The sequence below is a fragment of the Scytonema hofmannii PCC 7110 genome (assembly GCF_000346485.2).
GTDB classification, from domain to species: domain Bacteria; phylum Cyanobacteriota; class Cyanobacteriia; order Cyanobacteriales; family Nostocaceae; genus Scytonema; species Scytonema hofmannii.
Window position 1 is genome coordinate 3,203,629 of the sequence record NZ_KQ976354.1, and the last position, 25,528, is coordinate 3,229,156.

Annotated in this window: 20 protein-coding genes; 9 read left to right on the plus strand and 11 right to left on the minus strand. The window is 40.9% G+C overall.

The genetic code is table 11. The annotated features are described in order from the left end of the window. The first annotated feature begins 193 nt into the window (after positions 1–193). Together WA1_RS13625 and psb34 are read left to right on the plus strand one after the other, a co-directional pair. Complete coding sequence (locus WA1_RS13625; RefSeq protein WP_017745308.1) at positions 194–1,153, plus strand: fatty acid desaturase family protein; 960 nt, start codon at positions 194–196, stop codon at positions 1,151–1,153. Between the two features lie 320 nt (positions 1,154–1,473). Beyond that, on the plus strand, positions 1,474–1,644 hold the full coding sequence (gene psb34, locus WA1_RS54925) for a photosystem II assembly protein Psb34 (RefSeq protein ID WP_017742138.1): 171 nt from the start codon (positions 1,474–1,476) through the stop codon (positions 1,642–1,644). Between the two features lie 181 nt (positions 1,645–1,825). On the opposite strand, the gene WA1_RS13630 is transcribed toward psb34, so the two are convergent. The 7 genes from WA1_RS13630 to iscB all read right to left on the minus strand — a co-directional run bounded on the left by WA1_RS13630 (position 1,826) and on the right by iscB (position 9,136). Continuing rightward, positions 1,826–3,109: a hypothetical protein gene (locus WA1_RS13630; protein WP_017745309.1), complete on the minus strand. Its 1,284-nt coding sequence runs from the start codon at positions 3,107–3,109 to the stop codon at positions 1,826–1,828. Between the two features lie 17 nt (positions 3,110–3,126). Beyond that, complete coding sequence (locus tag WA1_RS13635; RefSeq protein WP_017745310.1) at positions 3,127–3,777, minus strand: hypothetical protein; 651 nt, start codon at positions 3,775–3,777, stop codon at positions 3,127–3,129. 650 nt (positions 3,778–4,427) lie between these two features. After that, positions 4,428–5,600 (minus strand): 8-amino-7-oxononanoate synthase, encoded by a 1,173-nt coding sequence (bioF, locus tag WA1_RS13640; protein ID WP_017745311.1) that lies wholly within the window; start codon positions 5,598–5,600, stop codon positions 4,428–4,430. Positions 5,601–5,674: 74 nt separating this feature from the next. Further along, positions 5,675–6,064 (minus strand): hypothetical protein, encoded by a 390-nt coding sequence (locus WA1_RS13645; RefSeq protein ID WP_017745312.1) that lies wholly within the window; start codon positions 6,062–6,064, stop codon positions 5,675–5,677. 244 nt (positions 6,065–6,308) lie between these two features. Next, positions 6,309–6,602 carry a hypothetical protein gene (locus tag WA1_RS13650; RefSeq protein ID WP_017745313.1) on the minus strand — a complete coding sequence of 98 codons (294 nt, stop codon included), beginning with the start codon at positions 6,600–6,602 and terminating at the stop codon, positions 6,309–6,311. Positions 6,603–6,688: 86 nt separating this feature from the next. Next, positions 6,689–7,573, minus strand: coding sequence for an alpha/beta fold hydrolase (locus tag WA1_RS13655; protein ID WP_017745314.1), 885 nt, complete (start codon positions 7,571–7,573; stop codon positions 6,689–6,691). A gap of 231 nt (positions 7,574–7,804) precedes the next feature. Further along, positions 7,805–9,136, minus strand: a complete 1,332-nt coding sequence (iscB, locus tag WA1_RS13660; protein WP_017750198.1) for an RNA-guided endonuclease IscB — start codon at positions 9,134–9,136, stop codon at positions 7,805–7,807. 397 nt (positions 9,137–9,533) lie between these two features. Between iscB and WA1_RS13665 the strand changes: the two genes are divergently transcribed. The 4 genes from WA1_RS13665 (at position 9,534) to WA1_RS13680 (ending at position 13,927) form a co-directional block, all read left to right on the plus strand. Further along, positions 9,534–9,755, plus strand: coding sequence for a hypothetical protein (locus WA1_RS13665; RefSeq protein ID WP_017747801.1), 222 nt, complete (start codon positions 9,534–9,536; stop codon positions 9,753–9,755). Positions 9,756–10,026: 271 nt separating this feature from the next. Next, positions 10,027–11,451 carry a GAF domain-containing protein gene (locus tag WA1_RS13670; protein WP_017747799.1) on the plus strand — a complete coding sequence of 475 codons (1,425 nt, stop codon included), beginning with the start codon at positions 10,027–10,029 and terminating at the stop codon, positions 11,449–11,451. Continuing rightward, positions 11,448–11,936 carry a response regulator gene (locus WA1_RS13675; protein WP_017747798.1) on the plus strand — a complete coding sequence of 163 codons (489 nt, stop codon included), beginning with the start codon at positions 11,448–11,450 and terminating at the stop codon, positions 11,934–11,936. Before WA1_RS13670 ends, WA1_RS13675 begins: the two co-directional genes overlap by 4 nt. Positions 11,937–11,992: 56 nt before the next feature. Next, positions 11,993–13,927, plus strand: a complete 1,935-nt coding sequence (locus WA1_RS13680; RefSeq protein ID WP_017747797.1) for a hybrid sensor histidine kinase/response regulator — start codon at positions 11,993–11,995, stop codon at positions 13,925–13,927. Here the strand turns inward: WA1_RS13680 and WA1_RS13685 are convergent. Both WA1_RS13685 and WA1_RS13690 read right to left on the minus strand, forming a co-directional pair. Beyond that, positions 13,921–15,660 (minus strand): sensor histidine kinase, encoded by a 1,740-nt coding sequence (locus WA1_RS13685; RefSeq protein ID WP_017747796.1) that lies wholly within the window; start codon positions 15,658–15,660, stop codon positions 13,921–13,923. The two genes, WA1_RS13680 and WA1_RS13685, sit on opposite strands and share 7 nt — an antisense overlap. 330 nt (positions 15,661–15,990) lie before the next feature. Then, positions 15,991–17,688 carry a sensor histidine kinase gene (locus WA1_RS13690; protein WP_017747795.1) on the minus strand — a complete coding sequence of 566 codons (1,698 nt, stop codon included), beginning with the start codon at positions 17,686–17,688 and terminating at the stop codon, positions 15,991–15,993. A 201-nt stretch (positions 17,689–17,889) separates the two neighbouring features. Here WA1_RS13690 and WA1_RS13695 point away from each other — a divergent pair, with 201 nt between their 5' ends. Then, complete coding sequence (locus tag WA1_RS13695) at positions 17,890–19,413, plus strand: YcjF family protein (protein WP_017747794.1); 1,524 nt, start codon at positions 17,890–17,892, stop codon at positions 19,411–19,413. Positions 19,414–19,816: 403 nt separating this feature from the next. Beyond that, entirely contained in the window at positions 19,817–21,619 is a 1,803-nt protein-coding gene (locus WA1_RS13700; protein WP_017747793.1) for a serine/threonine-protein kinase, read from the plus strand. 47 nt (positions 21,620–21,666) lie between these two features. Here the strand turns inward: WA1_RS13700 and WA1_RS13705 are convergent, their stop codons facing one another. Beyond that, on the minus strand, positions 21,667–23,787 hold the full coding sequence (locus WA1_RS13705; protein WP_017747792.1) for a serine/threonine-protein kinase: 2,121 nt from the start codon (positions 23,785–23,787) through the stop codon (positions 21,667–21,669). 183 nt (positions 23,788–23,970) lie between these two features. Between WA1_RS13705 and WA1_RS13710 the strand changes: the two genes are divergently transcribed. Continuing rightward, the gene (locus WA1_RS13710) at positions 23,971–24,690 is read left to right on the plus strand and encodes a rhomboid family intramembrane serine protease (protein WP_017747791.1); all 720 of its coding nucleotides are present in this window, start codon (positions 23,971–23,973) and stop codon (positions 24,688–24,690) included. A gap of 173 nt (positions 24,691–24,863) precedes the next feature. Here WA1_RS13710 and WA1_RS13715 read toward each other — a convergent pair whose 3' ends face one another. Continuing rightward, entirely contained in the window at positions 24,864–25,397 is a 534-nt protein-coding gene (locus WA1_RS13715) for a pentapeptide repeat-containing protein (protein ID WP_017747790.1), read from the minus strand. Between the last annotated feature and the right edge of the window lie 131 nt (positions 25,398–25,528).

A 25,528-nucleotide genomic window follows, 5' to 3' on the forward strand; every position in this document is an offset into this window, starting at 1 on the left:
CCCCTTTCAAGAGCGACTGACACATTTGAGGACTGGCATTGACTATTACCTATGAGGTTATACTCATTTGTATATTGATGAAAGTCGTATAACCGAACAACTCAGGGGCAATTTCCAATCATTAGTCAATATTTCGTGACGACTCTACATACGTCCATTTTTTTGTCGTTAATCCTTCTATTAAACTTTGATTATGTTTGGTGATGCAATTATTCAACCTGAATTATTAGATAGTCAAGCCCAAAAACTTCCCAACGCCCGTCAGATTCTGAGTGTAAAAGAATTAAGTATTTTGAACGATCGCTCCAACACTGCTGGGCTGGTTCATTTAACTGGACATCTGACTATCCTCGGATGCAGTGGCTACCTCTGGGCAACAAACTCTTGCAATTGGTTAGTGGCGATACCAGCACTGGCTATTTATGGCTTTAGTATTGCGTCCATGTTTGCACCGATGCACGAAGGTGTTCACCGAACTGCTTTTGCTAACAATCGTTTGAATGAGGTTGTGGCTTGGTGTGCGGGAGTACTCTCTTTTTATAACAGCACTTTCTATCGGCACTACCACAAATGGCATCACCTTTATACTCGGGTTCCTGGCAAAGATCCGGAACTGACCGACCTCACACCACGCAACTGGGGTGAATATCTCTTGGTACTGAGTGGTTTACCTTGGTGGGTGGACAAAATACGCGGGCATTGTCGCGTTGCTCTAGGTCAACTTGACGATTGCCCATTTATACCAGTTGCTAACCGAGCCGAAGTCATTAGCTCCACCCGTTGGCAATTAGCTGTCTATGCAGCTGCGATCGCTCTCTCAGTCACATTCAAGCAACCTTGGTTTGTGCTTTATTGGCTGCTGCCACTAATTATAGGTCAACCTATTCTGCGTTTTATTTTACTGGGAGAACACACAAATTGCTCGCTTGACGCTAATCCTTTGACAAATACGCGGGTAACACTGACCTTATGGCCTGTGCGATTTTTAATGTGGAATATGCCATTTCACGCAGAGCACCATTTATATCCATCAATTCCTTTCCACGCACTGCCTAAAGCCCATCAGCAGTTGAATTCATACTTTACCCACATTGATCGGGGCTACATCAAAGTCAACCGGGATATTATAGCTAAATTGGGACAATTAGAGTGATTACTTTTTCGGTCATGTGTAGCTTAATCGCAGATCGCCAAGGATGCTTGTGTCAGATTAAGCTAGGGACTTCCAAGAAATAAATTCTCCATCTTGTGGGGCGGGCGTCCTCGCCTGCCCTTCCTGCTGACGGGTGCCTGCCCTTCCTGCTGACGGGCGAGACGCCCGTACCACAAGAGATATCAATACTGTTCGGTTCTAGCCCTAAAGATTAGCTCCTCTTATGGATACTATTTATTTTTCTACGTCAAGTACTCTTGATGTTTTGTAACAATATTGTTATATTTATTTACATAAGATAATAAACAAGGAAACGAGCTATGTATACCACTGTTAACGAAGACGGTATCCTCAATAACTACCCAACCGAGCCAAAAATGCAATTTGCTGAATACCCCGCTATTTGGGAGCAGCGTCAATATGTTATTCAAGGCGTGTTTGCTACGTTACTTGTCACGACTTTAGTTCTGGTTGCTTTTGCAGCTGGTTAAAACGAGTGGATTTCGCTATCAAAAACTTTGATCGACATTTGGGCTTCCCATTCTCACCCTGGCTTGATTGCTGGGGTTTTTCCATTGAAATGTCACCCGAACGGTAGTTTGTCCGAATGACAGATGCGACTAATGATAGATTAACTGCTGAAGATTTATTTATAAACACTCAAACGAAGACTTAACCTTTTGCTTGTATGCGCCACTGTTTTTGAGTAAAAACAAACATGATAAGACCCAGCAACACATAAGGTATTACTGTTGATGGTTCTGGAACCTGCTTCACCTCTGGAGGTTGGGTAACAACTGGAGGTATAGTTACATCAGGAGGTTGAGTTCCTAAAGGAGGCGTTGTTTCTCCAGGAGTTTGAGTTCCTACAGGAGGCGTTGTTTCTCCAGGAGGTTGGCTAACATCGGGTGTAGGAATAAAATTAGTCGCTGTCCCAGAAGAGTTATCTCCAGCGCCTCCCAATAGAAAAGGAAGTAGAGCTAGCAACCCAAGTAAATATGTGTAATTAAAACCACCACCTTGTTTAACAACTTCTCCTGCGGATAGGAAAGAAACAACTTCTCCTCCTAAATCTGGATCTAATGTCACTACCGAAGACGGGAAGTCAACAACGTCTCCTAATAGACCTTCTCCATCATTTGAAGCAATTAATGTGTCAATTAAAGGTGGACGCCCCATGTTTTCGCCACCACCTTCACCAAAGTAAGGCATGGAGAGAACTTGGAGAAGGTTTTGTTGGAGCTGCACTTCATCTCCACTGTTTAAAGCATGCATTGCATGAGAAATGCGCGTCCAGTAATAATTTTCTGCTTGTGGTTCTAGCCCTAAAGCTTTAAACTGCTGCTTAAGATTTGGGATTTTAGCGGCTTCCTCCATCAACAAACGTCCATAGGATTGTTTGAGATTCAACAATCCATTGCGAGGACTTAAAGAATCATCTTTTCCCTGCAAGGGTGCCCAGTAAAATTTCTTGGTAATCTGTCCCAGACCCTGTACGGGTTCTCTGCCAGCTGCATATCCCAAAAGGTATCGATGCCCATCCATGATGAAAGGGTTATCATCTTGCCAAAATGAGGCGAAGGGAATCTGTTCGAGACGTTCGGGCTTGTTGCCATAATGACTTGCAAATAGGCGGAAATTCTCTTCTCCCCCGGCTGCACGCATAACCAATTGGCGAGCATTAGGTCCGTTATTAGATTCCACTAATTGCTGGAGTATGGCTCCCGTTTTGTTACAGGAAGGACCAAATCCCACACTACATTCAGCAATGCCTTGCATTTTGCTTAAGTCTTGTCCGGAAAGTTGGTATTGGAGATAACTTCCTTCTAAACCATTTTGAATTCCATAAGGTCCAACGTTTAGCTCGGCTGAGGCTTCTTGGGGTGCAGTCACGACTGCTGCTAACGATGAGACCGCAAAAGCGATTGATTTAACTGTTGACTGTTTCAAGGACATTCACCTCTATTAAGCAATTAAGATCCAGTTGAAGAGACTGTGGAAGAATTTAGATTTTGGGGGGAATTAATATTGATTGTGATTCCCGTACCCTTAAGTTTTTCCCCTTTAACAGGGTGGTATAGAACAAATGCACGATTGGGTTGATCGAAGAGATAGCCACGAGGTGAGGCTTGTACCTTACCTTCTTTGATTAAAGAAATAAAAGTTCCTATATACCTCTGAATACTCTGGAGATTCGCCTGTTTTGCTTTCGTATGATTTTGAATGAGGAGCATAAATAGCTCCAAGCTGCGGTTTTCTTGTCCCTCCATAAGACTGCCTTCTTCTAAAAAGGAAGTGGCTACTAGCTTTCCATCTACTTGCTGAACCTTTAAGAGAGTGTAGTAGCGCCCTTGCTTCCGAGGATCGCTTGCATAACAAGACCAAGAACCGTCAGCGTTCTCTGTAAAGCCTTGTTGTGCAAGGTAAGCAAGTGTGGACGGGATCTGCTGGCTTTGTATAGGAGGCAACAAATTTTCTACCGTATCAAAGGCACAAATCTTTTGTGCTGTTTTTTCTTGAGGAGTTGCTGTAGCCTCTTGTGCTATTGAAACATTACACATAACAGCTAATGTAGATACTGAAAAAACAAATGTACTAAACAGATGAACAAATATATTATTCATGTGTATTTTTTCCTTATAAATAAATTATTTGCAGGTAACCTGCTGTTTTTTTGTGAGTAAGCGTTCATATTTGGTTTCACATTTCTTGATCCAATTATGCAGATTCTGTTTCCGGATTTACATGAATTTCCATATAAATCTTTAAAAAGAATGTATAAATTAAAGCTAGCTTCATAAATATAGTGTAGCATTTTTAATATTTTGTATCCGTATAAAAAAATTTGTTTTTTCAGAAATATAAAGTTTATTTCATATAGTTCACTATTTTGCGACTGAAAATAAAGCTTTCTAGATTTTTATTTTTAACTAAATTAATTATAGCTTTAAATTCATAAGTATTTTTACTTAAAAAAGTTTTGTCAAATTACTGCTACGTAAGGCTTTGGAAGTAAAGTGCCAATTATAAAGTCAATTTTGACCTACTGACACCAAGTTTAAAGTTAACTTTATAAATAATTTCTACACAAGCTTTTTTAACAAGCTAATAACTTTATTGTTATTTCTTGGAACACATGAAATCATATTATGGTGTGATTTCAATCACACTGATTATGTGAATTTATTTGTTCAAAAAACGCCTTTCTATTATTAACCAATATTTTGCAATAATAGAAAAATATGGTCACTGGTCACTGGTCACTGGTTACTGGTCACTGGTCACTGGTCACTGTCAAAGCTTCTACTAATTTCTGGATATGTTCGACTTTGTGAGTTGCCATCACAGAAATCCGTATCCGACTGGTGGGAACGGTAGGGGGACGAATAGCAGGAGCAAAAATGCCATAAGATTTAAGATGCTCTCCTACTTTCAGTGCATCGGCTGCATTGGGCAACTGAAAGCACAAGATGGGTGATTCAGAAGGTAGCAATTTCAAGTGGGGAATCTGTCGTTCCATGAATTGTTTGAGATAAGCAACGTTCTGCCACAACTGGATGCGACGTGGCGGTTCCTCCAACACTATTTTTATTGCTGCTAGCGCTGCTGCAGTATCAGCAGGTGACAGTGCTGTAGTATAAATCCAACTTGGGGAGCGGTTTCTCAAGTAATCGATTAAAGTTGCACTTCCTGCTACATAACCGCCCAAACTACCCAAAGCTTTACTTAAAGTGCCAATTTGAATTAACTGCTTTCCACTACACCCAAAATGTTCAACACAACCCGCACCCGTGTCTCCGAGCACTCCTGTGGCATGGGCTTCATCTAAAAGCAACATACAACCAAATTGGTCAGCTAGTTCTAAGATTGCAGGTAAAGGACACAAATCGCCATCCATGCTAAAGACGCTATCGCTAAGAATTAGGCAACGTCGATAGTTTTGCCGATGTTCACTCAATTGAGTTTTTAAATCTTCAACATCACTGTGACGGTATTCTATGATGGCAGCACCACTGAGGGTTGCCCCATTTTTTAGACTGGAATGGTTGTATTGATCGGATAAAATTAAATCTCGCTTGCCCACTAGCGCTGTGATAACGCCTAAGTTCGTCAAATAACCCGAACTGAAAACTACTGCATCCTCTGTTTGTTTGAGGGATGCGATCGCTTGTTCCAAATCTCTATGCAGTTGGCGATGTCCGCTAAGTAACCTCGAACCCGTGCTACCAGTACCAAATTCTTTTACTGCTGCTGCTGCTGCCATTACGAGGCGATCGTCACCTGCTAGTCCCAAATAATCATTACTAGCAAAATTTATCACCTCTCGTCCTTCCAAAAGAACTGTCGCACCAGGGCGACTTTGGATAGTTTGTACAGTACGATACCAGTCAGCTCGGTGAATGGTTTCTAGAGATTGTTCCAACCACGTATAGGGGTTACCGGACATCTTAAACAGAGGTGTGTTTTGTTTTCCCCTCCAAGATAAGATAATATTGACGCTAATTACGACACAAAACCGAGTCAAACCAGGGTTGGAGGACAGTAGCCCAACCCGTTGATAAACTGTTGTCGGAATGCTTCAATGTCCTCGCGTTGCGGACTGCCATGAGAAACGACAGCAACTTGGTATTTATGCATAACATTAACTGGAGAGTGTCCAGCTGCCAAACTTTCCAAAGCCATGCTGACGCGCTTTGACGGTGAGTGAGGAATGCCTAATTCATTCAAGAATGCCTTGATGTCTCCATCTAGCTGGGGATTAATGAGAGATTTCAGTTTAATTTTGATCACCCAACCATCAATTTGACTAATTACAGTGATAAAGCTGACAGGGATTTGAGGTTTGCCACGTAGGAATTCAATGAGCCGCAGTGTGAGGCTAGTATTCGCTAAATAGTAAAGATATTCCATATCAGTTCCTAGGAAAGAAACCAATTCGCCGTTTGACTGGGGTGAATTGGGGTTGGTCAACTTTAAAGTTAGGACAACAATTTGAGGAACTTGTGGGGATTGTCAATCCTCGAATAGAAGGATAGTCATTTGTGAACTAGCCCATTCCATAGGAACTGAAGCCATATACTTAGCACATAGCGTCTCTGCACTTGATGTGGCTAGTATCACCCGATCGCAAAGCTGACTTGTAAAGAAATTTCGTTTAACTTTCTGTTTCAGATTTTTGAGAATTGTGAAGAGCAGGAGAATTCTTAGAGGAAATAGAATAAGGGTATTCAGGTGACGCATCTAAGTGGGGTTGGGGAGACTGTTCTAAAGTTGCTTCACCAATCGCATTATTAAAGTAGGATTCAAAAAGTTTGTCGTAGTTGGATGCAACAGCTAAAAATGCCCCCCCTAGAATATATATAGGTAGAGGCAACTGAAATTCTTTGATCCAGTCGAAAAACTCTGCTAAAGCAAACAGTACCAGAAAGCAAGCCAGCCAAACTCTCATCCCTCTATCCCAAAATTACAACAACTTTAACCTATTGTAATTGAAGGTTTGCTGAATCTCGTGCATCAGTAGTTATGTAATATAAACTACAAGTATTGCTGTAGCAAACCAATCACTATCTCTGGTACTTCTAGATGGGGCAAGACTCCTGCATCTGCGATCGCGTGAAAACCCCGAATTGAAGTAGGATTTAACTTGACCAAACGCTCTCCCAACTTAATACTTGTAAACTGTGCTTCTTCTCCCCAAAAAATCACCGTTGGAATGGTCAGTTGTTGAATATACAAGCTCAAATCAAAGTATAAGTCTCCCCGTAAAAATGCCAATGCTGCAAACTTAGCATTAGGCTGTTGTGCAGAAGCTAAGTAAGCCTGTACCATCTCTTGAGAAACACGCTGTGGATTTGCAAAGAGAAAACTTTGCAAAAAATTGCGTACAGCCAACTCATTTTCTGCACCTAAAATGTAAATTAAATTATCTAACAGAGGTGTATTGATGATTTGCAGGGGTAGCCTGCGTCCCGCACCTTGTCCAAAGTCATCAAATCCTGATGGGCATACCAAATACAGTGCTTGGAATAAAAAAGGTTGGGCAATGGCAAGACGTATCGTTAAAGCTGCTGTTAATGAAGATGCAACCACTGTCACGGGTGTGGGACAAGTTTGTCTGATAAACTCAGCTAAAATACTCAGGTAATCTTTAACTTGATAATCCCGCACGGGATGAGCCGATTCACCCCAACCAATTAAGTCGGGAGAAAATATGTGGTGAGTCGTTGCAAACGCCGGGTAAACTTTAGACCATTCATAGGCAGAAGCCCCGCCACCAAAATTGTGCAGAAAAACAAGGGTTGGTAAATCTTCAATCTCGGACGTTATCCAGGGTACAGCCGTTTGGGTGTAGTAAACCATAAACCCCAAGGATGTATTGATGACTTTCTGACCAAAACCAGGGGGTTGAAATTGAAGCATAAATTAATCCCGCATAATTCGTAATTTGTAATTCGTAATTCGTAATTTTGTTATTATGGACTACAAACTCTTTCTAAATATTAAGCACGGTTAGCTTAATCCAAGAGAAGCCTCTCATTCACTCTGTACTCAGAGGAATGATGAGATGAATCTTGGGGCAATGACGAATTGACTTCCGACTTATGTTAACCGTAGGTTAACGCGGGAGTGAAGTCGATGAGGAATTGCCAATTACGGCACGATTTGACATAAACCAGATCTCCTTTTAACAGGATTGACTTTATTAACGTTAACCACCTTATTTTTGACACCAGGATAGTTTTTCAACTTCACACCAGTACCTAAGTTTTGCATTCCAATAACTTCGTATACCTGACCTTCAAATTGAACTAAATCCTTGGGTTGGTATCGGTAACGGTATTTTTTAATTCGACGTTGCCCTTTTGATACTTTGTGTTTCCGGTAAAGTCTCAAGTTTTCACCATTTTTTTGTTTGTTGCGAGTTCTCCTACCTGAGGATAATTCCGAACCAGATTTAGTTGAGCCGTCTCTACTATCAATATATTTGGCATCATAGAACTGCTCCATCGAGCGCTTATTTCGCCTAATTTGTTCTAGGATTAATGATTCTACTCTTTTCTGAATAGTACCACCTGCAACAACAAATGCATCGTTGTGATGAGATTTTTCTATTTTAAATTCTCTTCTAATGCCTTTGGTGATGTAGCCATAAGTTGAACTATATCGTCCATCATTAGTCAAACGCCATCTAACTGTTGTCATAAAGGTTTCACCTTTAAATGACTTCAGCTTTGGCTCCCATCCACAAAGGAAACCACTCTTTTTATGATTTTTGGATGCATGGCATTTATTACATAAGGTAATCAGGTTGGCAGGTCTATCTGTTCTGTCTTCTTTCCAAAACCCTAAGTGATGTACTTCTAATATTGGATTGACATCTTTATTTTTACAATTGGGGTTTTGACATTTATGCCCATCTCTGTGCAAAATGTATTCACGTAAATTATCAAAGCCATATTTTTCTCCCTGTTGATAACCCACACCTTGGATTTCAGCATCCTTTATTCTCTGAATGTCAAAACTAGCTACTTCAATCGTAATTTTTTTGACTGGAACTATTTTCTGAATTTTATCAATGATTTTGTGATGAGTATCTAGTTTGTGCTGAATACTTGGTGCTAGCCAATTGTCTTTACGCCTACGATTATCAAATCTTGGCGCACGATATCTTTTTCTATTTCTTCTTTGCTGACGGTATTTTTTTCGTTCTGTCAATCGTTCAGACACACCTTTTAACATCTGAACTTCACCACCAATTAATTCTTCTTTCTCGTTGACTACACTGTACCCAATATTTTGATAACCTGCATCAATCCCTAAATTTCCTGGTTGAGTATAACCACTAGAACCATAAATTAATTGAATGGTAAATGGAGCGCGACAATAAATTTTGGCTTTCCCTTCCTTCAAAAGCAACCGAGCTTTACGGGGAGTCGTAGGCATTAACGGTTTGCCGTGTTTGTTGACAACGTAGACTTTCATGATTTGTATTCCTAATAAACAGGTAATCGCCTTACAGCGTGGTTCCCTTTGCCAATGTTTATCCAGGTTTTATACCAGCAACACTTTTCCTCTTCCTGTAGAAATGTTTAATCACTGGTCGTAGAGTTCAGAACTAGGGATCGAGACGCTACTCTCTGTATTCTGAAGTACCTATATATTCTGGTTAAACGTGGTGATTTCTTGCGTAACGAACCACCTAGGCTAATGACGTACTTCCTAATTTCTTAAGAAGCCCACATTCACCCTGTACCCAGGGGAATGTGTGGAGTCGTCACCGGAAGATAAAAGACTCAGAGGTAGTTTCTTGTAGTGGGAAACGTACATTATTATAACTTAATTGGGGAATAATTAATATATAGAGTTAAAAGTACTGCTTATGCCCTTAACAACCTCTGCTTGTTGTGCGGTTACCCTGAATCAACAACAGGAGCAAAATATTCAGCTTCACAAGCAATGCGCTGATGCTTCAGCCAACAACAGTAAGTGTACATCAAAAACTTGCACTGTGACTGTTGTTGAAAATGGTCGAGTTGTCGTCAAACCAGCACCAGCACAACCTCAAGAAGATTCTACGACTCGGCTTTTAGGACTGATTTAATTCTTCACCACAAAGGTGCGAGATATTGGTTGCTGTTTTCTCCTAAAATGTTTGCAACCAGTACAGTTTGGCTATTTTGTTAGGTAGAAGCTTAAGAATGTGAAAACTATGCGATATTATGTAATGATGTTTAAAAAACTAATGTACTCGCATCCCAAGCCCTCCTTACCTCTACCTTTGTGCTTGTAACATTCCAGGCATCTCTCTAACGAATGCTGACTTAACTGTTTTGCTGAGGGTTTCAAAAATTTCTTGACTAACTAGCTGTCTCATGAATCCAGTGATATTGGCAAGGTTGCAAAACTTATGTCGAGATGAAGCAGCATTTCAAATGCTCAAGCAGATTCTGGCGGAAGAATTTCAACAATTGCAGCAAGAGATCGATCGAGCACATTTCCTCGTAGAGCAACACAAAGCATTGTTCCGGGTGATTACTCGTCTGCGGGAACCTCTAAATACGGACAAGATTTTTCAAGCCACAGCGACTGAGGTTCGCCAACTCTTGAAAGCAGATCGTGTAGGGATGTTTCGCTTCTACCCAAACTCAGGCTGGAATGATGGAGAATTTGTTTCTGAAGATGTAGATCGAGCTTTTGGGTCAGCTATGGCGCAAAAAATCCACGACCACTGCTTTGGAGACCAATTTGCAGTTCATTATCAACAAGGCCAAATTCAGGCAGTGGCAGATATTTACAATTATGGGCTGAGCAACTGTCACATCCAGATTCTTGCCCAATTTCAGATCCGAGCAAACTTAGTAGTGCCGCTATTACAGGGTCAGAATCTTTGGGGATTGCTTTGTATTCACCAGTGCAGTAAACCGCGAGAGTGGCAAGCAACAGAAATTGAGTTCGCCACTCAAATAGCCAGTCATTTAGGAGTAGCCCTCCAGCATGCAGAACTTTTGGCTGACTTACAGGCAGAAGTGGTAGAACGCCAGCAAGCAGAGCAATCAGTTAAATTGGTGAACCAGGATCTGCAACGAGCGATCGTTGAACTACAAGCAGTCAATAAAGAGTTGGAGGCTTTTAGCTATTCTGTCTCCCATGACTTGCGTGCTCCTTTACGCAGTATTGATGGTTTCAGTCAAGCTTTGCTAGAAGATTGCTACGATATGCTGAACAGAAATGGGCAAGACCATTTGCGGCGAATTCGGGCAGCCACTCAACGGATGGGGCAATTGATCGACGATCTCCTTAACCTATCTCGTGTCACGCGCAGCGATATGTGTTTGGAACTTGTAGATCTGAGTCGGTTAGCGAGTGATATTTGTACCGATCTACAGCAAAACCAGCCACAACGGAAAGTAGAGTTTGTAATTCAAACAGGACTAACAGCCCAAGGAGATAATCATCTACTGCGAGTGTTGTTAGAGAATTTACTGAATAATGCGTGGAAATTTACCTCCAAGCATACTCAAGCACGGATTGAGTTTGGAGTGATGTCCAGCGAAAGCAGCATCCCAGTATACTTTGTTCGAGATGACGGTGCGGGCTTTGATATGACCTACGCCAACAAGTTATTTGGACCCTTCCAGAGGTTGCACAATATGAACGACTTTCCAGGCAATGGGATCGGACTAGCAACAGTTTATCGCATTGTATATCGCCATGGTGGTCGGGTATGGGCAGAAGGAGAAGTGGAACAGGGAGCTACTTTTTACTTCACATTAGTCGCAGAGGGGGTAAAGAAATGAGCGAGAATCACAAAACAATTCTTTTAGTGGAGGATAATCCGGATGATGAAGCGTTGACAATCAGAGCGCTTCAACGCAGTCATATCAGCAATGAGATCGTGGTGGCTCATGACGGGGTTGAAGCTTTGGATTACTTGTTTGGCATTGGCATTTATGCCGAACGGGATATTAGCGTCAAGCCTACGGTGATTTTACTAGATCTAAAACTGCCTCGTGTTGATGGCATAGAAGTTTTGCGCCGTTTGCGAGAAGATGAACGCACTAAATTGCTACCCGTGGTGGTTCTAACCACCTCTAACGAAGAACAGGATATGCTCGATAGCTACAGCCTGGGATGCAACAGTTACATCCGCAAACCTGTGGATTTTCTTCAGTTTTCAGAGGCAATCCGTCAATTGGGGATGTATTGGCTCTTGATAAATGAACCACCACCTGACTTGAAAGAGCAGGGGGCAGGGCGCATGGAGCAGGGGGAAAATCAATAAATTTCATCCGTTCTGGTGTACGCAGTTTATGACGGCTATTTAAGGAGTTGGCGAAGATGATCTCTCACCTACGCGTTCTCATTGTTGAGGATTCGGAAGATGATGCTTTCTTGGTCTTAAGAGAATTGCGTCGGGGTGGCTATACTCTGGACTATGTTCGAGTAGATACTCCGGTTGCAATGCGTGCAGCTCTCGATCGCCAACCATGGGATATCGTAATTGCAGACTATAATATGCCTGCTTTCAGCGCCCCAGAAGCTCTTAAACTTCTCCAGAGTCGGAAGGTAGATTTACCATTTATTATCGTCTCCGGCGCAATTGGAGAGGATATTGCCGTTGCTGCAATGAAAGCAGGAGCGCATGACTACTTAATAAAAGGTAATCTAACTCGCTTAGTACCCGCAGTGGAGAGAGAGTTGCGGGAGGCTATTGAGCGGCACAAACGGCACAGTGCAGAACGAGCTTTACAGGAAGCACAACAACAAATCCGCGAACAAGCTGCGTTGTTAAATGTTACAACTGACGCAATTTTTGTTCAAGATTTGGAGTACCACTTCTTATTCTGGAATAAAGGTGCCGAACGCTTGTATGGATGGGAAGCAGCAGAAGCCCTTGGTAAGCGTGCTACCGAACTTCTGTACGAATCTGAGGAAACTTTGCCCCAATTTGAAGCAATACAGACAACGTTAGCCAAAGAGGGTCAATGGCAAGGTGAATTGCAGCAAGTCACAAAAGACGGCAAAAATATTATAGTCGAAAGTCGCTGGACACTTGTACTTGATGAAGTTGGCAACCTTAAATTTATTCTCACTGTCAGTACTGATATTACTGAAAAAAAACAACTCGAAGCACAATTTTTCCGAACTCAAAGGTTAGAAAGCTTGGGTACTCTCGCTAGCGGAATCGCTCACGACTTTAACAATATCCTCACTCCCATTTTAGCAGTTGCCCAATTACTGTCTCTCAAATTTCCCAACCTTGATGAGAACACTCAGCAATTATTGAGGATGTTGGAAGATAGCAGTAAGCGTGGTGCTGATTTAGTCAAGCAAATTTTGTCGTTTAGTCGAGGAGTGGAAGGGAGTTATACCGTTGTCCAGATTCGGCATTTACTTTTAGATGTCACCCAGGTGGCTCAACGAACTTTCCCAAAATCCATAGAAACTCAAACTCACATAGCGTCAGATCTTTGGACTGTTTGTGCAGATGCTACTCAACTTCATCAGGTATTGATGAACCTTTGTGTCAATGCTCGTGATGCTATGCCTAATGGCGGTACGCTCAACATTAGCGCCGAAAACCTTTGGATTGACGAAAACTATGCTCGAATGTATGTCGATGCTAAAGAAGGTCCTTACGTTGTAGTGACTATTGCGGATACCGGAACAGGCATTCCACCAGAAATTATAGACCGCATTTTCGATCCTTTTTTTACTACTAAAGAATTGGGTAAAGGGACTGGATTAGGGCTTTCCACTGCCATGGGTATTATTAAAAAACACGGTGGTTTTGTGAATGTGTACAGCCAGGTAGGAAAAGGAAGTCGCTTTCAGATGTATTTGCCAAGTAGCCAAGTTACGGAAACTCCAGCAGTAACTGATGTAGATTTACCTCACGGTCGTGGCGAATGGATTTTGGTGGTAGATGATGAAACCACAATTTGCGAGATTGCTAAAACGACCCTGGAGAGCTATAATTACAACGTTTTAACTGCCAGTGATGGAATTGAGGCACTTGCACTCTACGCTCAGTATAAGGGTAAAATCAGCGCGGTGTTGATAGACCTGATGATGCCCGGTATGGATGGTTCCACCACAATTCTCACGTTGCAACGCATGAATCCACAGGTACGAATTATTGCAACGAGCGGGCTGATGAGCAATTGGACAACAGCTCAAAAGAAAAGTCTTGGATGCCAAGACTTCTTGCCAAAACCTTTCACAGCTAGGACATTGCTAAATACCTTGCGAGATGTAATCCGCTCTCATTGAGAATGAATTGGTAAAGAAATAGTAAACTCAGTACCTTTATCTAATTCCGACTTGCAAGTGATTTTGCCACCATGTTTTTCCACTACAATCTGATGAGTAATGGCTAAACCCAACCCAGTACCAACGCCTCGGGGTTTGGTTGTAAAAAATGTTTCAAATATTTTACTCTGATTTTCTAAGGGAATGCCCAGACCGTTATCTGCAATTCGCACAAGAATCCAATTTTGCTCGTAAATTTCGGTTGTTATGGTAATTTCAGGTTGAAATTGCGAATTGACAGCTAATTTTTCCTCTAAAGTGTCAATAGCATTGCTTAAAAGATTCATAAACACCTGGTACAGTAATCCCATATAACCTGCGATCGCAAAAATATCACCGTAGTTGCGAACGACTTTAATGTTCTGTTTTAACCGACTGTTAAGAATCGATAAAGTGCTGTCAATACAGGGGTGTATATTCACTGGCTGTGCATCACTTCCATCAAGACGGGCAAAGTCTTTTAAACTCCCAGCAATTTCTCTGGTTCGGATAGCTCCAAATTCTATCGAATTTAAAAGTTTTGGTAAATCATCTTTAAGAAACTCTAAATCGATTGTCTGTGCAAGTACTTGCGTATCCGCAGAGGGGTTTGGAACTTCTTCTTGGTAGGCTTGTAACAATGCCAACAAATCGTCAATGTATGTTTTTGCGTGTACTAAGTTGGCAGAGATAAAACTCACGGGATTGTTAATTTCATGAGCAACTCCCGCAATCATTCTTCCCAAACTGGACAACTTCTCACTTTGAACTAATTGTGCTTGGGCTTCTGCTTGTTGTTCTTTTAACAGCTGCTTGACTTGTTGGATGAGCAAGTTTAAGGAGATAGCTAACTTGCCAACCTCATCTGTAGTCGTTACAGGTGTTTGCAAATCAAAGTTGCTTTCCTGGGTAACGCGTTGAGCAACATTTGTGACTGTCGTTAGAGGATGGGCAATGGCGCTACTTGTATAGAAAGCCAGGATAGCAGCCAACGCGGTTGAGAATAAAATACTTCCAATAATGAGCTGCAATCGCAGTCTTTCTGCAAGCAGCACATTCTTTTCTGCTTGAGTGCGATCGCGATACGAAGCTTGAATAACTTCAGTTAGATCGTCTGAGAAGCTATCAAATTTCAGTGCGATCGGGCTATTTGTAAAGTTTAATAAAACTTGCTGGGCAGTTGTCATCTCCTCTAACTTGAAAGAGGACATTTGAAGTTGTCCCATAAGTTTCTCTATTTGCTCCCAGTATTCTTCGGGTACACCTTTGTAAGTTTCTAACAGATCCGGTATACCGTCAGTATGCTTTTCTCGTTGATAACTTGTACGACTTACATAAGATGTTATTTTTGACAACAACTGATTAATTTCAGTTGTATGCTCTAGAAAATGAAAATGCTCTTCTTGTAAGAGTTTTGAGTTCTGAATCAAAGGAATAAACTGTTGTTGGTGAGTTCGCGTTTGCAGGATAGCATTTTGCAAGCGACTCAGAAGTTCTATTTCTTGGATGGCATGGTCGTGCTTTTCTTGGGCTTGGCGATGATAATACTCTCCAATTGTGATTCCTGCAATCGTTCCGACAATTGCTACACTAAGAGCAAGAGCATAGCCATATCCAATTTTTTGACTAATGCTCAGATGACTCAAAAACCGTTTAAACAAGTTATAAATAGAACTATTTTTTGAGGGCAAGCGTGTATTTTGCGTAACAGTCATAATTTTTGCCCTTAACTAAATATTTAAGCTATGTTGCAAAAAAATATAAGTGAGTCGATGCTCATAATTATCATTAGTTTGTAGTTGCGCTTTAGCGCTAAAGCGCAACTACGAACCAAATCCAAAGATTTTACTTTTCGTTACATAGTATGAATTTTTCTTACCGACTGACTTATGCAGAAAATATAACTTGATTTCTCAAGCCATACCATAGTGTTTCTACGTAAGAATGATTTATAAAAATTCACTTGTCTAATATAGAGATAACACAATGTGCGGCAAATAAGTTATTATAAAGAGTTGGGAGACTTTTTAGCGCTTTGCATGAGTTTATTTAGAATGAATTGGTAGAAACACTGTAAACTCAGTGCCTTTATCTAATTCCGAGTTGCAAGTGATTTTGCCCCTATGTTTTTCCACCACAATCTGATAAGTAATCGCTAAACCCAAACCAGTACCAACACCTCGGGGTTTGGTTGTGAAAAATGTTTCAAATATTTTGCTCTGATTTTCTAAAGAAATACCGGAGCCGTTATCTCCAATTCGCACGACAACCAAATTTAAATCGCCCAGTTCAGTTGTAATTCTAATTTCAGGTAAAAATTGAGGATTGTCTGTAGTTTTTTCTTCTAAAGCATCAATGGCATTAGATAATAAATTCATAAACACTTGATATAACAATCCGGGATAGCCTGAAACATTTGGAATGTCTCCATAGCTACGTACAATATTAATGCCTTTTTTCAAGCGATTTTGCAAAATTAAGAGCGTGCTGTTCAAACAAGCGTGTATATCTACAAACTGGATTTCACCTTCATCTAATCGAGAAAAATCTTTTAAACTTCGAGCAATTTCACGAGTTCTATCAGCACCAAATTCTATAGATTTCAAGAGTTTTGGCAAATCTACTTCTAAAAATTCTAAATCTATCTCCTCAGCTAGTACTTGGATGGAAATGGGGGGGTTAGGTATTTCAGTTTTGTAAGTTTGCAACAGGGTGAGAATATCATCAATATAGTTTTTTGCATGGACAAGATTGCCAGAAATAAAATTAACAGGATTGACAATCTCATGAGCAACTCCCGCAAGCATCCTTCCCAAACTACACATTTTCTCACTTTGAATAAGTCGAGCTTGGGTTTCCGCTTGTTGTTCTGCCAAAAGTTGCTTGACCTGTTGAATGAGTTGGTTGAGAGAGATAGCTAACTCTCCAACTTCGTCTTCTGTAATGACGGGTGCTTGCAAATCAAAATTGGCTTCTTTAGTGACTCGTTGAGCAACTGCTGTTACCGTTTTGATAGGGCGAGCAATAGTACGACTTGTGTAGAGAGCCAGAATTGTAGCAAGTGCTGTAGAGAACAATATACTGCCAATGGTAATTTGAACTTGCAGTGTAGCTGCCTGATTTTTAGCGATATCCGCTTGTTCTTGACGCTCGTGAATTAATATGGTAAAAGCCGTTAATTCATGAATAAATTTATTAAATCGAATTGCAGCAGAATTCTGGTAAAATTGCCAGATGAGCGATCGCGCTTCCAACTCTTCCTGATATTTTCCATTAGATACCAATTTTTCCAGCAAAAGTTTAAACTGTTGAAAATATTCTGTTACTGTCAGCTCGTGCTTTTCTAGAAAAACTTGTAGATCCTTTTGAGAATGCGTTTGACTAAATTCTTGCAACTGAGCAAGCAACTTTTCGGTTTCCTTTACATCAATCAATAAATCAGATTTTTCTGTTTGCAAAATCTGGGGTTGTTTCAAAAAAGGGATAATTTCTTGCTGATGGCTTTGGATTTCTAATAAAGCGCCTTGCAGTTCACTTAACAATCCTTCTTCTTCATCTGTGACTACCATTTGATATCTCACTTTTTGATAGTAGAGATCGCCAATTTCTAATCCTGCTATTATCCCCAAAACAGCAATTCCCAGAGACAGCCCATATCCCACGACAATTTTTTGTCGAATACTGAGTCGGTGGAATGCTCGTTTAACTAAGCTAGAATAGCTGGCTTGAGGTGTCGAAGTCATGCTGCACTCGATATGAATCTTTTTTAGCAAACGGTAGAGCACTAGAAACGAGGAACTAGTCTGGAAGGATTATACGCTAAATTTTATACAAAATATTTAATGATTTAGTAAATTACCATGCCACTACCCTGGGGAAAAATACGGAACCATCCTCAAACTATTAAGATCGAAGTATCGGAATATTAATAGCCCTTTTCCAGTATGCCTCTTCCCCGCGCGATCGCCTTGATTGTTGGTCTTATTATCATCCTGGGACTCAGCCTGTGGTTGATCAATTCTCTTATTCAGCTTTACTGGCAATTATCTTGGAGTTCTCCGTTACTGGGCAACTTACTCTTGATATTAGTCGTTATTTGTATAGCAGCGTTAATCGCTGGATTTGTTTACTATATACTAGTGATTCAGGCAGGAGAGCAGCGTCAACGCCGCAAGCGCAGACAGCAAGCAAACGTTCAAGTTCCAGACGCCAGACCCGAAGCGGCTTCTTCAACTTTACAAGCTGTGCGACAGCAGGTGGAACAAGTTCAAGATGAAGTCACCCGCCAAGCTTTACTGAGCAAATCGCGAGAAATTGAAGCTAATCTAGCTCGTGGTGAAATTCAAGTTGTGGTTTTTGGTACGGGGAGTGCGGGGAAAACCTCCCTAGTGAATGCCATCTTGGGACGCGTAATTGGCAAAGTTGATGCGCCCATGGGAACCACTCAAGTTGGGGAAACTTACTGTTTGAGGTTAAAGGGATTAGAACGCAAAATTTTAATTACGGATACACCAGGAATTTTAGAAGCAGGGGTAGCGGGAACAGAAAGGGAACAGCTTGCACGAGAACTGGCGACGGAAGCAAATTTACTATTATTTGTCGTAGATAATGATATTCGGCGCTCGGAATACGAACCGTTGCGAGCTCTGGCAGAAATTGGCAAGCGATCGCTTGTTGTCCTAAATAAAATAGATATCTATACAGATGAGAATAAAGAAGCTATTTTGGCACGTTTGCGCGAACGAGTGCGCGGATTTATTGCACCAAGTGATGTTGTGGGAATTTCTGCCAATCCTCAAGTGGTAGAGTTAGAAAACGGTGGCATCTTTCAACCAGACCCGGAAATTTTACCATTACTCAAACGGATGGCAGCAATTTTGCGAGCAGAGGGTGAAGATTTGGTGGCTGATAATATCCTCCTGCAATCCTTGCGCTTGGGAGAAGAAGCCCGAAAAATTATAGATGCCCAACGTCGCCGACAAGCTAATAAAATAGTTGATCGATTTCAATGGATTGTTGCTGGTGTAGTTTCAGTGACACCTATACCAGTGGTTGATTTACTAGCAACGGCTGCTGTGAACGCCCAAATGGTTGTAGAAATTGGCAGAGTTTACGGTTGTGACCTAAATTTGGAACGAGGAAAGGAATTAGCTCTGTCTTTAGGGAAAACGCTTGCTAGTTTGGGAATAGTTAAAGGAGCGTTGCAGTTAATTTCTGTGGCATTACAGACAAATCTTGGTACTTTTATTATTGGTAGAGCCATTCAAGGTGTGACAGCTGCCTATCTTACGCGGATTGCTGGGAAAAGTTTTATTGAGTATTTTCGCAATGACCAAGATTGGGGTGATGGAGGTATAACTGAGGTTGTGCAGCGTCAGTTCCAACTGAATCGTCGAGATGAATTTATGAAGTCATTCATTCAAGAAGCGATTGCACGAGTGGTTAAACCAGTGACCAGTGACCAGTGACCAGTGACCAGTGACCAGTGACCAGTGACCAGTGACCAGTGACCAGTGACGACCCCATTACAATATGAACATAACTATTAGGGAGTAATAATTATGCCTTATCGAAGGTAGATGAAGCTTGGGCTGATACATGGTTGCAGGGAAAGGAACTAAGGTAAACGATGAAACACGCTATTATTCTTTTTATACTCTAAATTTCTGTTATTATCCTTCAGTATTACTTATATTCCGATCAAAAAAAGTAATACATAATACTATTTTTGAAAAAAGTATCCGTAAAAATGACTAAGATATATGTTATTGTTAAATTAGAGCACTACTTTGTTCATTTATTTACACGGCATTCCGGAAACAGGGGGCAAAAATAGAAAACCTATATAAGCAGTGACTCAGTAACTAGCTAATGACAAACTATATGATAGGCAAGGTACTACAAGGACGTTACCAAGTTGTCCAGAGCTTGGGGGCTGGGGTATTTGGTGAAACATACGTTGCTGTAGATATTGAAAATCCAGAGAACCCCAAATGCGTTGTTAAACAACTAAAGGTTACTAGTACACAACCTAGTTACTTACAAATTCTTAGATTGCGGTTTCTCACAGAAACCGAAACACTAAAACATCTCGGACATCACAAGCAAATTCCCCAACTCCTCAGCTGTTTTGAGGAAAACGAACGGTTCTATTTGGTACAGGAGTTTATTGAGGGGCATTCAGTGGCAGCAGAATTGCCTATTAATCCAGAATTGGGTTATCTGTGGCATGAAAGCGAAGTTGCTGAGCTTTTACAAGAAGTTTTGCGTATTCTGGATTTTGTTCACTCTCAAGGCGTCATTCACTGTGATGTCAAGCCAGAGAATTTAATCAGACGTGCTTGTGATGGTAAGCTAACACTGATTGATTTTGGGTCGATTCAGCCGATTGATTTTGGGTCAGATACAGTACTGCCCATTTATAGGATACCTGTCACTTCGTTGGGCTATATACCACCGGAGCAATTTATCGGTCAGACGCAGCCCAATAGTGACATTTATGCTTTGGGTATGATTGCTGTACAGGCTTTGACAGGACAAACACCACTCCAATTAAAGGTCGATCCCAGTACGCAAGAGATTGTTTGGCGTTCTAGCACCACCCCAGTGAGTGATTATTTGGCTGCGGTTATTAGCCAAATGATTCGCCACAACCACAAAAACCGCTATCAATCTGCTAGTGAAGTCTTGCGATCGCTGACTCAAATGCCAACTGACACTTGGGACTCGCAGACAGTAGTAGATGTGCAATATAGTGTTTCAGATACTGATGACAATAGTCAACCAAGAGTCAGTACCAACAGCAGTCGTTCTTCACCGAAGTCGTCTCCTCTTTTAACGGGGATGAAGGTGGGGTTAGCAGCTAATTCTTTGGTAGTAGGTTTTGGTGTTTATTCGATTATTTACAACACGCCTGCATACTCAGAAACAGAAACTTTATACAAAGCAACCGAGGAATTTCAATCTGGTGACTTGCAAGAAGCTATTGCTTTAGCTAAGTCTATTCCCTCAAACAGTAATGTTTATCCTGAAGCACAAACTAGTATTGATGAATGGGAACAACAATGGCAAACGGCTGACGAACAGTACAAAATAGCCGAAAAAGCCTTTCATCAAGGTCGTTGGGCTGAAGTTCTTCGCGCATCCTCTAAAATTCCTGATAATTTGTATTGGCAATCAAAAACTGACAAATTAGTCGAGCAAGCACAAGCACGCATTGAAGAACAAACCGAAGATTTACTCTCTAAAGCTTATGAAAAGGCAAGATTAAAAGACTTTACCACTGCGTTAAACTATCTCCGCCAAATTCCTGAAGAAACTTCCGCAGGATCGCTTGTGCAACAGAAGTTAGCTGAGTACAATCGGAAGAAAGAAGTTCGAGCTTCTTTCTTGTTACAGAAAGCTTATAACAAAGCTTCAGAGCACGATTTTGTAGGAGCTGTTCAATTTCTCCAACAGGTTCCCAAAGATACCCCTGTCTATGCTACAGTTGAAGTGAAATTACTTGAGTACACACAAAAACAGCGAGCACAATCTTACGGTCAAAAGATAGCTTCCTCGAAGTTAACAAATACTTCTTTAGATATGGTTCAGCCATTTATAGATAGTGGCTCCACAACAAGCTTACAAAATTTTGACCTGGGCAATGAGTTGCATGAAGTGAATATAAGATAGTCAATGGTCAAAAAAACTTCCGATGTAGAGACGGTAATGCTGCGTCTCTACTGTGGAGGCGAGCTAGTGCGCGTCTCTACAGGATTTGCTAATGGTAATAATAACTTTTCCCGTGCTCGTTCGCGAGAATCGATTGCTGGTTGATAATCTGGCTTCAGTTTAAGCGCCTTACTATATGCTGAAATAGCTTCTTGATACAGTTTCAAGTTTAACAAAGCATTACCTTTGCTGTACCAAGGTTCGTAATGGTTTGGTTCTTGACTGATGGCTCTATTGTAAGAGGCGATCGCATCTTGATATCTTTTCAAGTTATACAATGAATTTCCCCGTCCATACCAAGCTTGATAGTTACCGCGTCTGAATTGAACAGCTTTATCATAAGATATCACTGCTTCTTCATAACGTTGCATTTGATGAAATGACCAAGCCCGTCCATACCAAGCTTGATAGTTACTGGGGTTGTATTTAATGACTTGCTCAAAAGAGTCTATCGCTTCTTGATAGCGTTGCAAACTGTTGAGTAAATTCCCTCTAGACAGCCAAGCCAAGTAGTCATTTGGTTTGTATTGCACTGCTTTCTCATAGGATGCGATCGCATCTTGATAGCGGCGTAAATTCACCAAGACATTAGCGCGACTGTACCAAGCGCGATCATAAGCTGGTTTGAGTTCAGTGACTTTATCATAAGCCACAAGTGCCTCATCATAGCGTCTCAAATTATTAAGAACTAACGCCTTATTATACCAAGCCTCATAATAGTCTTGCCTTAATTCAATGGCGTTATTATAAGAGTCAATAGCTTGGTCGTATTGTTTTATTTTTGTTAATACTTCTCCTTTTTCATTCCAAATTTCCGGCTGTTTTTTGTCTAACAATAAAACTTTATCCAAAGAAGAAACAGATTCTTGATATCTTTGCAACTGACTCAAAGCAAAGCCACGACCGCGCCATGCTTCCAAATAATCCGGCTTCAGTTGAATGGCTTTATCGTAAGCCGCAAGTGCTTCTTGATATTTTTTCAACTCATATAATGTTTTCCCTTGACCATTCCAGGCTTTCGCATAATCCGGTCTGAGTTCTAATGCTCTGTCATAAGTTGAGAGAGCATCTTTGTAGCGTTGCAGATCGTAAAGTGTATTTGCTTGCTGATACAATTCTATAGCATTTGTAGAATTAATAGCATTGACAACGTATATAGAACCTGCTATACCTGTGCCTATTAAAGTAATTGCTGCTAAAAGTTTTAGGAATATGTTTTTACGAGGTTTACTACTAGTTTTTATGTGATTTTTTGGATTTGGTTTATTTATTAAAGGTGGTATCAATGCTATAGTTTGAGACTGATCTTTTTTTAATTCTTTGAGTGCCTGCAAAGCAACAGACGCTGAAGAATAGCGCTGTCGAAAATCGTAGCACACCATTTTATCCAAAACTTTTGCAAACTCTTCGCTGACGGAGACGCAATCTCGCCATATAATTTCGCAAGTGTCTGCGTCTTTCTCTAATTCCTCAGGAGATAATCCCGTCAATGCTTGAATACCCAAAATTCCTACAGCATAGATATCGCTGCTAAATTTTGGATTTCCCTGCGCTTGTTCGCTAGGAATATAGCCAGGAGTTCCAATAGCGACAGTAAATTTTGTGTGGCGATCGGGGCTAACAACTTGAGTAGCGATTTGTTTAACTGCACCAAAATCGATTAAAATTAACTTCCCATCAGAACGGCGTCTGAGGATGTTATGGGGATTGACATCGCGGTGAATGACCTTTTGTTGGTGAACAAACTCTAAGATTGTCAAAATTTCTTCTAAAAGGGCAATAACTTGGTTTTCAGGGAGAGGTTTTTCAGGTACAATTTCGTAGCTAAGATCCGATCCTTCAATAAAATCTTGTACAAGATAAAATTCCTCCTTTTCCTCAAAGTAAGCTAAAAGTTGCGGAATACTGTCGTGAATTCCCAATCTAAACAAAACTTGAGCTTCCGTATCAAATAAACGTCTTGCTGTTTCTAAAGTTACAGGGTCATTGGCTTGAGGTTTAAGTTTTTTAACAACACATTGCGGAGAACCGGGTAAATGGGTATCACTAGCGATAAAAGTTTCGCCAAATCCTCCTCCTCCCAAGTGACTGATAATTTGGTATCTTCCAACAAGTGTGTTTCCTAGCATTCGGTTTACCCAGCCTAGTCCTGACGATTCTGATTTCATTTTAAGAGGGAGTGGGGAGTAGGGAGTAGGGAGTAGGGGGAGTGAGGGAGTGAGGGAAGTAATTATTACTAACTACTAACTACTAACTACTAACTACTAACCACTAACCACTAACTAACTACTAACCACTAACCCAAAATCAGCATGATTCCTATTGGTGATAACGTTTTCTTTTTCACGCGCCGAAAGCCAATCATTGTTTATTTGCTGATTGGCATTCATCTTGCTTTGTTTTTGTGGGAACTGAAACTAGAGTTAAGCGGTGAGTTGGGTGCTTTTGTCAATGCTTGGGGTATTGTACCCGCACAGATAAATGGTGCGATCGCATCAGCACTATCTGGTAACCCAGCCGCTTGGATAGTTGTCCTGATGCGTGGGACTTTTCTCCTGACGGGAATGTTCCTGCACGGTAGTTTTAGTCAAATTTTGGGTAATTTAATCTTTCTCTGGGTTTTTGGTAGAACGGTTGAAAGTGTTCTGGGATATGGGCGATTCTTGTTACTTTACTTAGTTTCCGGTCTTTTGACTGGGCTTTTACAAGTGTTAGTTGAACCTAGCTTAACAATACCATTGATTGGTGCAAATGGAGCTATTGCATCTATTTTAGGAGCTTTTGTTCTGAAATTCCCCCAATCTAAAATTTACACTATTTTACCTTTATTGATTATCTTTATTCCTATAGAACTACCAGCCTTTTTCTATCTATTTTGGTGGTTTGTGCAGCAATTATCTTATGGCATTGGTAGTTTAAATATTCCTGGTGGTGTTAATTCCTTTAGCATTGGTTATTGGGCGCATGGTGCGGGAATAGTTATCGGTGCAGTTTTTATGAAGTTATTATCACAGAAAGGCAGAGGGCAATGACTCAAAAAATGGAATATTGTAGGTTGGGTTGAGGAACGAAACCCAACATCGACTTGAGGAACGAAACCCAACATCGACTTGAGGAACGAAACCCAACATCGACTTGAGGAACGAAACCCAACATCGACTTATATAAGTTGGGTAACACGAGCGTTCAACCCAACCTACAAAAATTATGGTTGTTCTGAATCTAAAAGCGTTCCTTCTAAATTAGCTCTTTCCAAATTAGCTCCATTCAAATTAGCATCTTGAAGTTCCGCTTGGCTCAAATTTGCATCTGTTAAGTCAGCAACAACTAAATCCGCGCCACTCAAGTTAGCTCTATCCAAATTTGCAGCCGTTAGATTCGCTTCATGTAAGTTAGCCTCGTTTAGAGTTGCAGTTATTAGTTTAGCAACAGTCAAGTCAGACTGAGTTAAGTTAGCATTATCGAGTATGGCTCCGTCTAAAATTGCCCCATCTAAAATGGCTCCACTTAAGTCGGCTCCACTCAAATTTGCCTGCGCTAAATTTGCTCCATTGAGATCTGCATTTGTGAGACTGGCTTGGCTGAGATTTGCCCCATTCAGATTCGCTCCATCTAGTAAAGCCCTGTCTAAAATAACTTCACTGAGATTGGCTCCTTCGAGATTCACCTCACTCAGTTCGGCTTCTGTAAAATCTCTAACACCTGCTGCATATTGTGAGAGGAGTTCTGTTGCTTTCATAACTGTTACCTAACTCTATTCTAAGTGAAAGAACTTAGCTATCTAACTCAAATGACTCACAACTACTGATTTTTTAGAAAACTGCTAGTACTAACTCTTTTTTCATCAAAATTCTAGTTTTCCTTGAATAG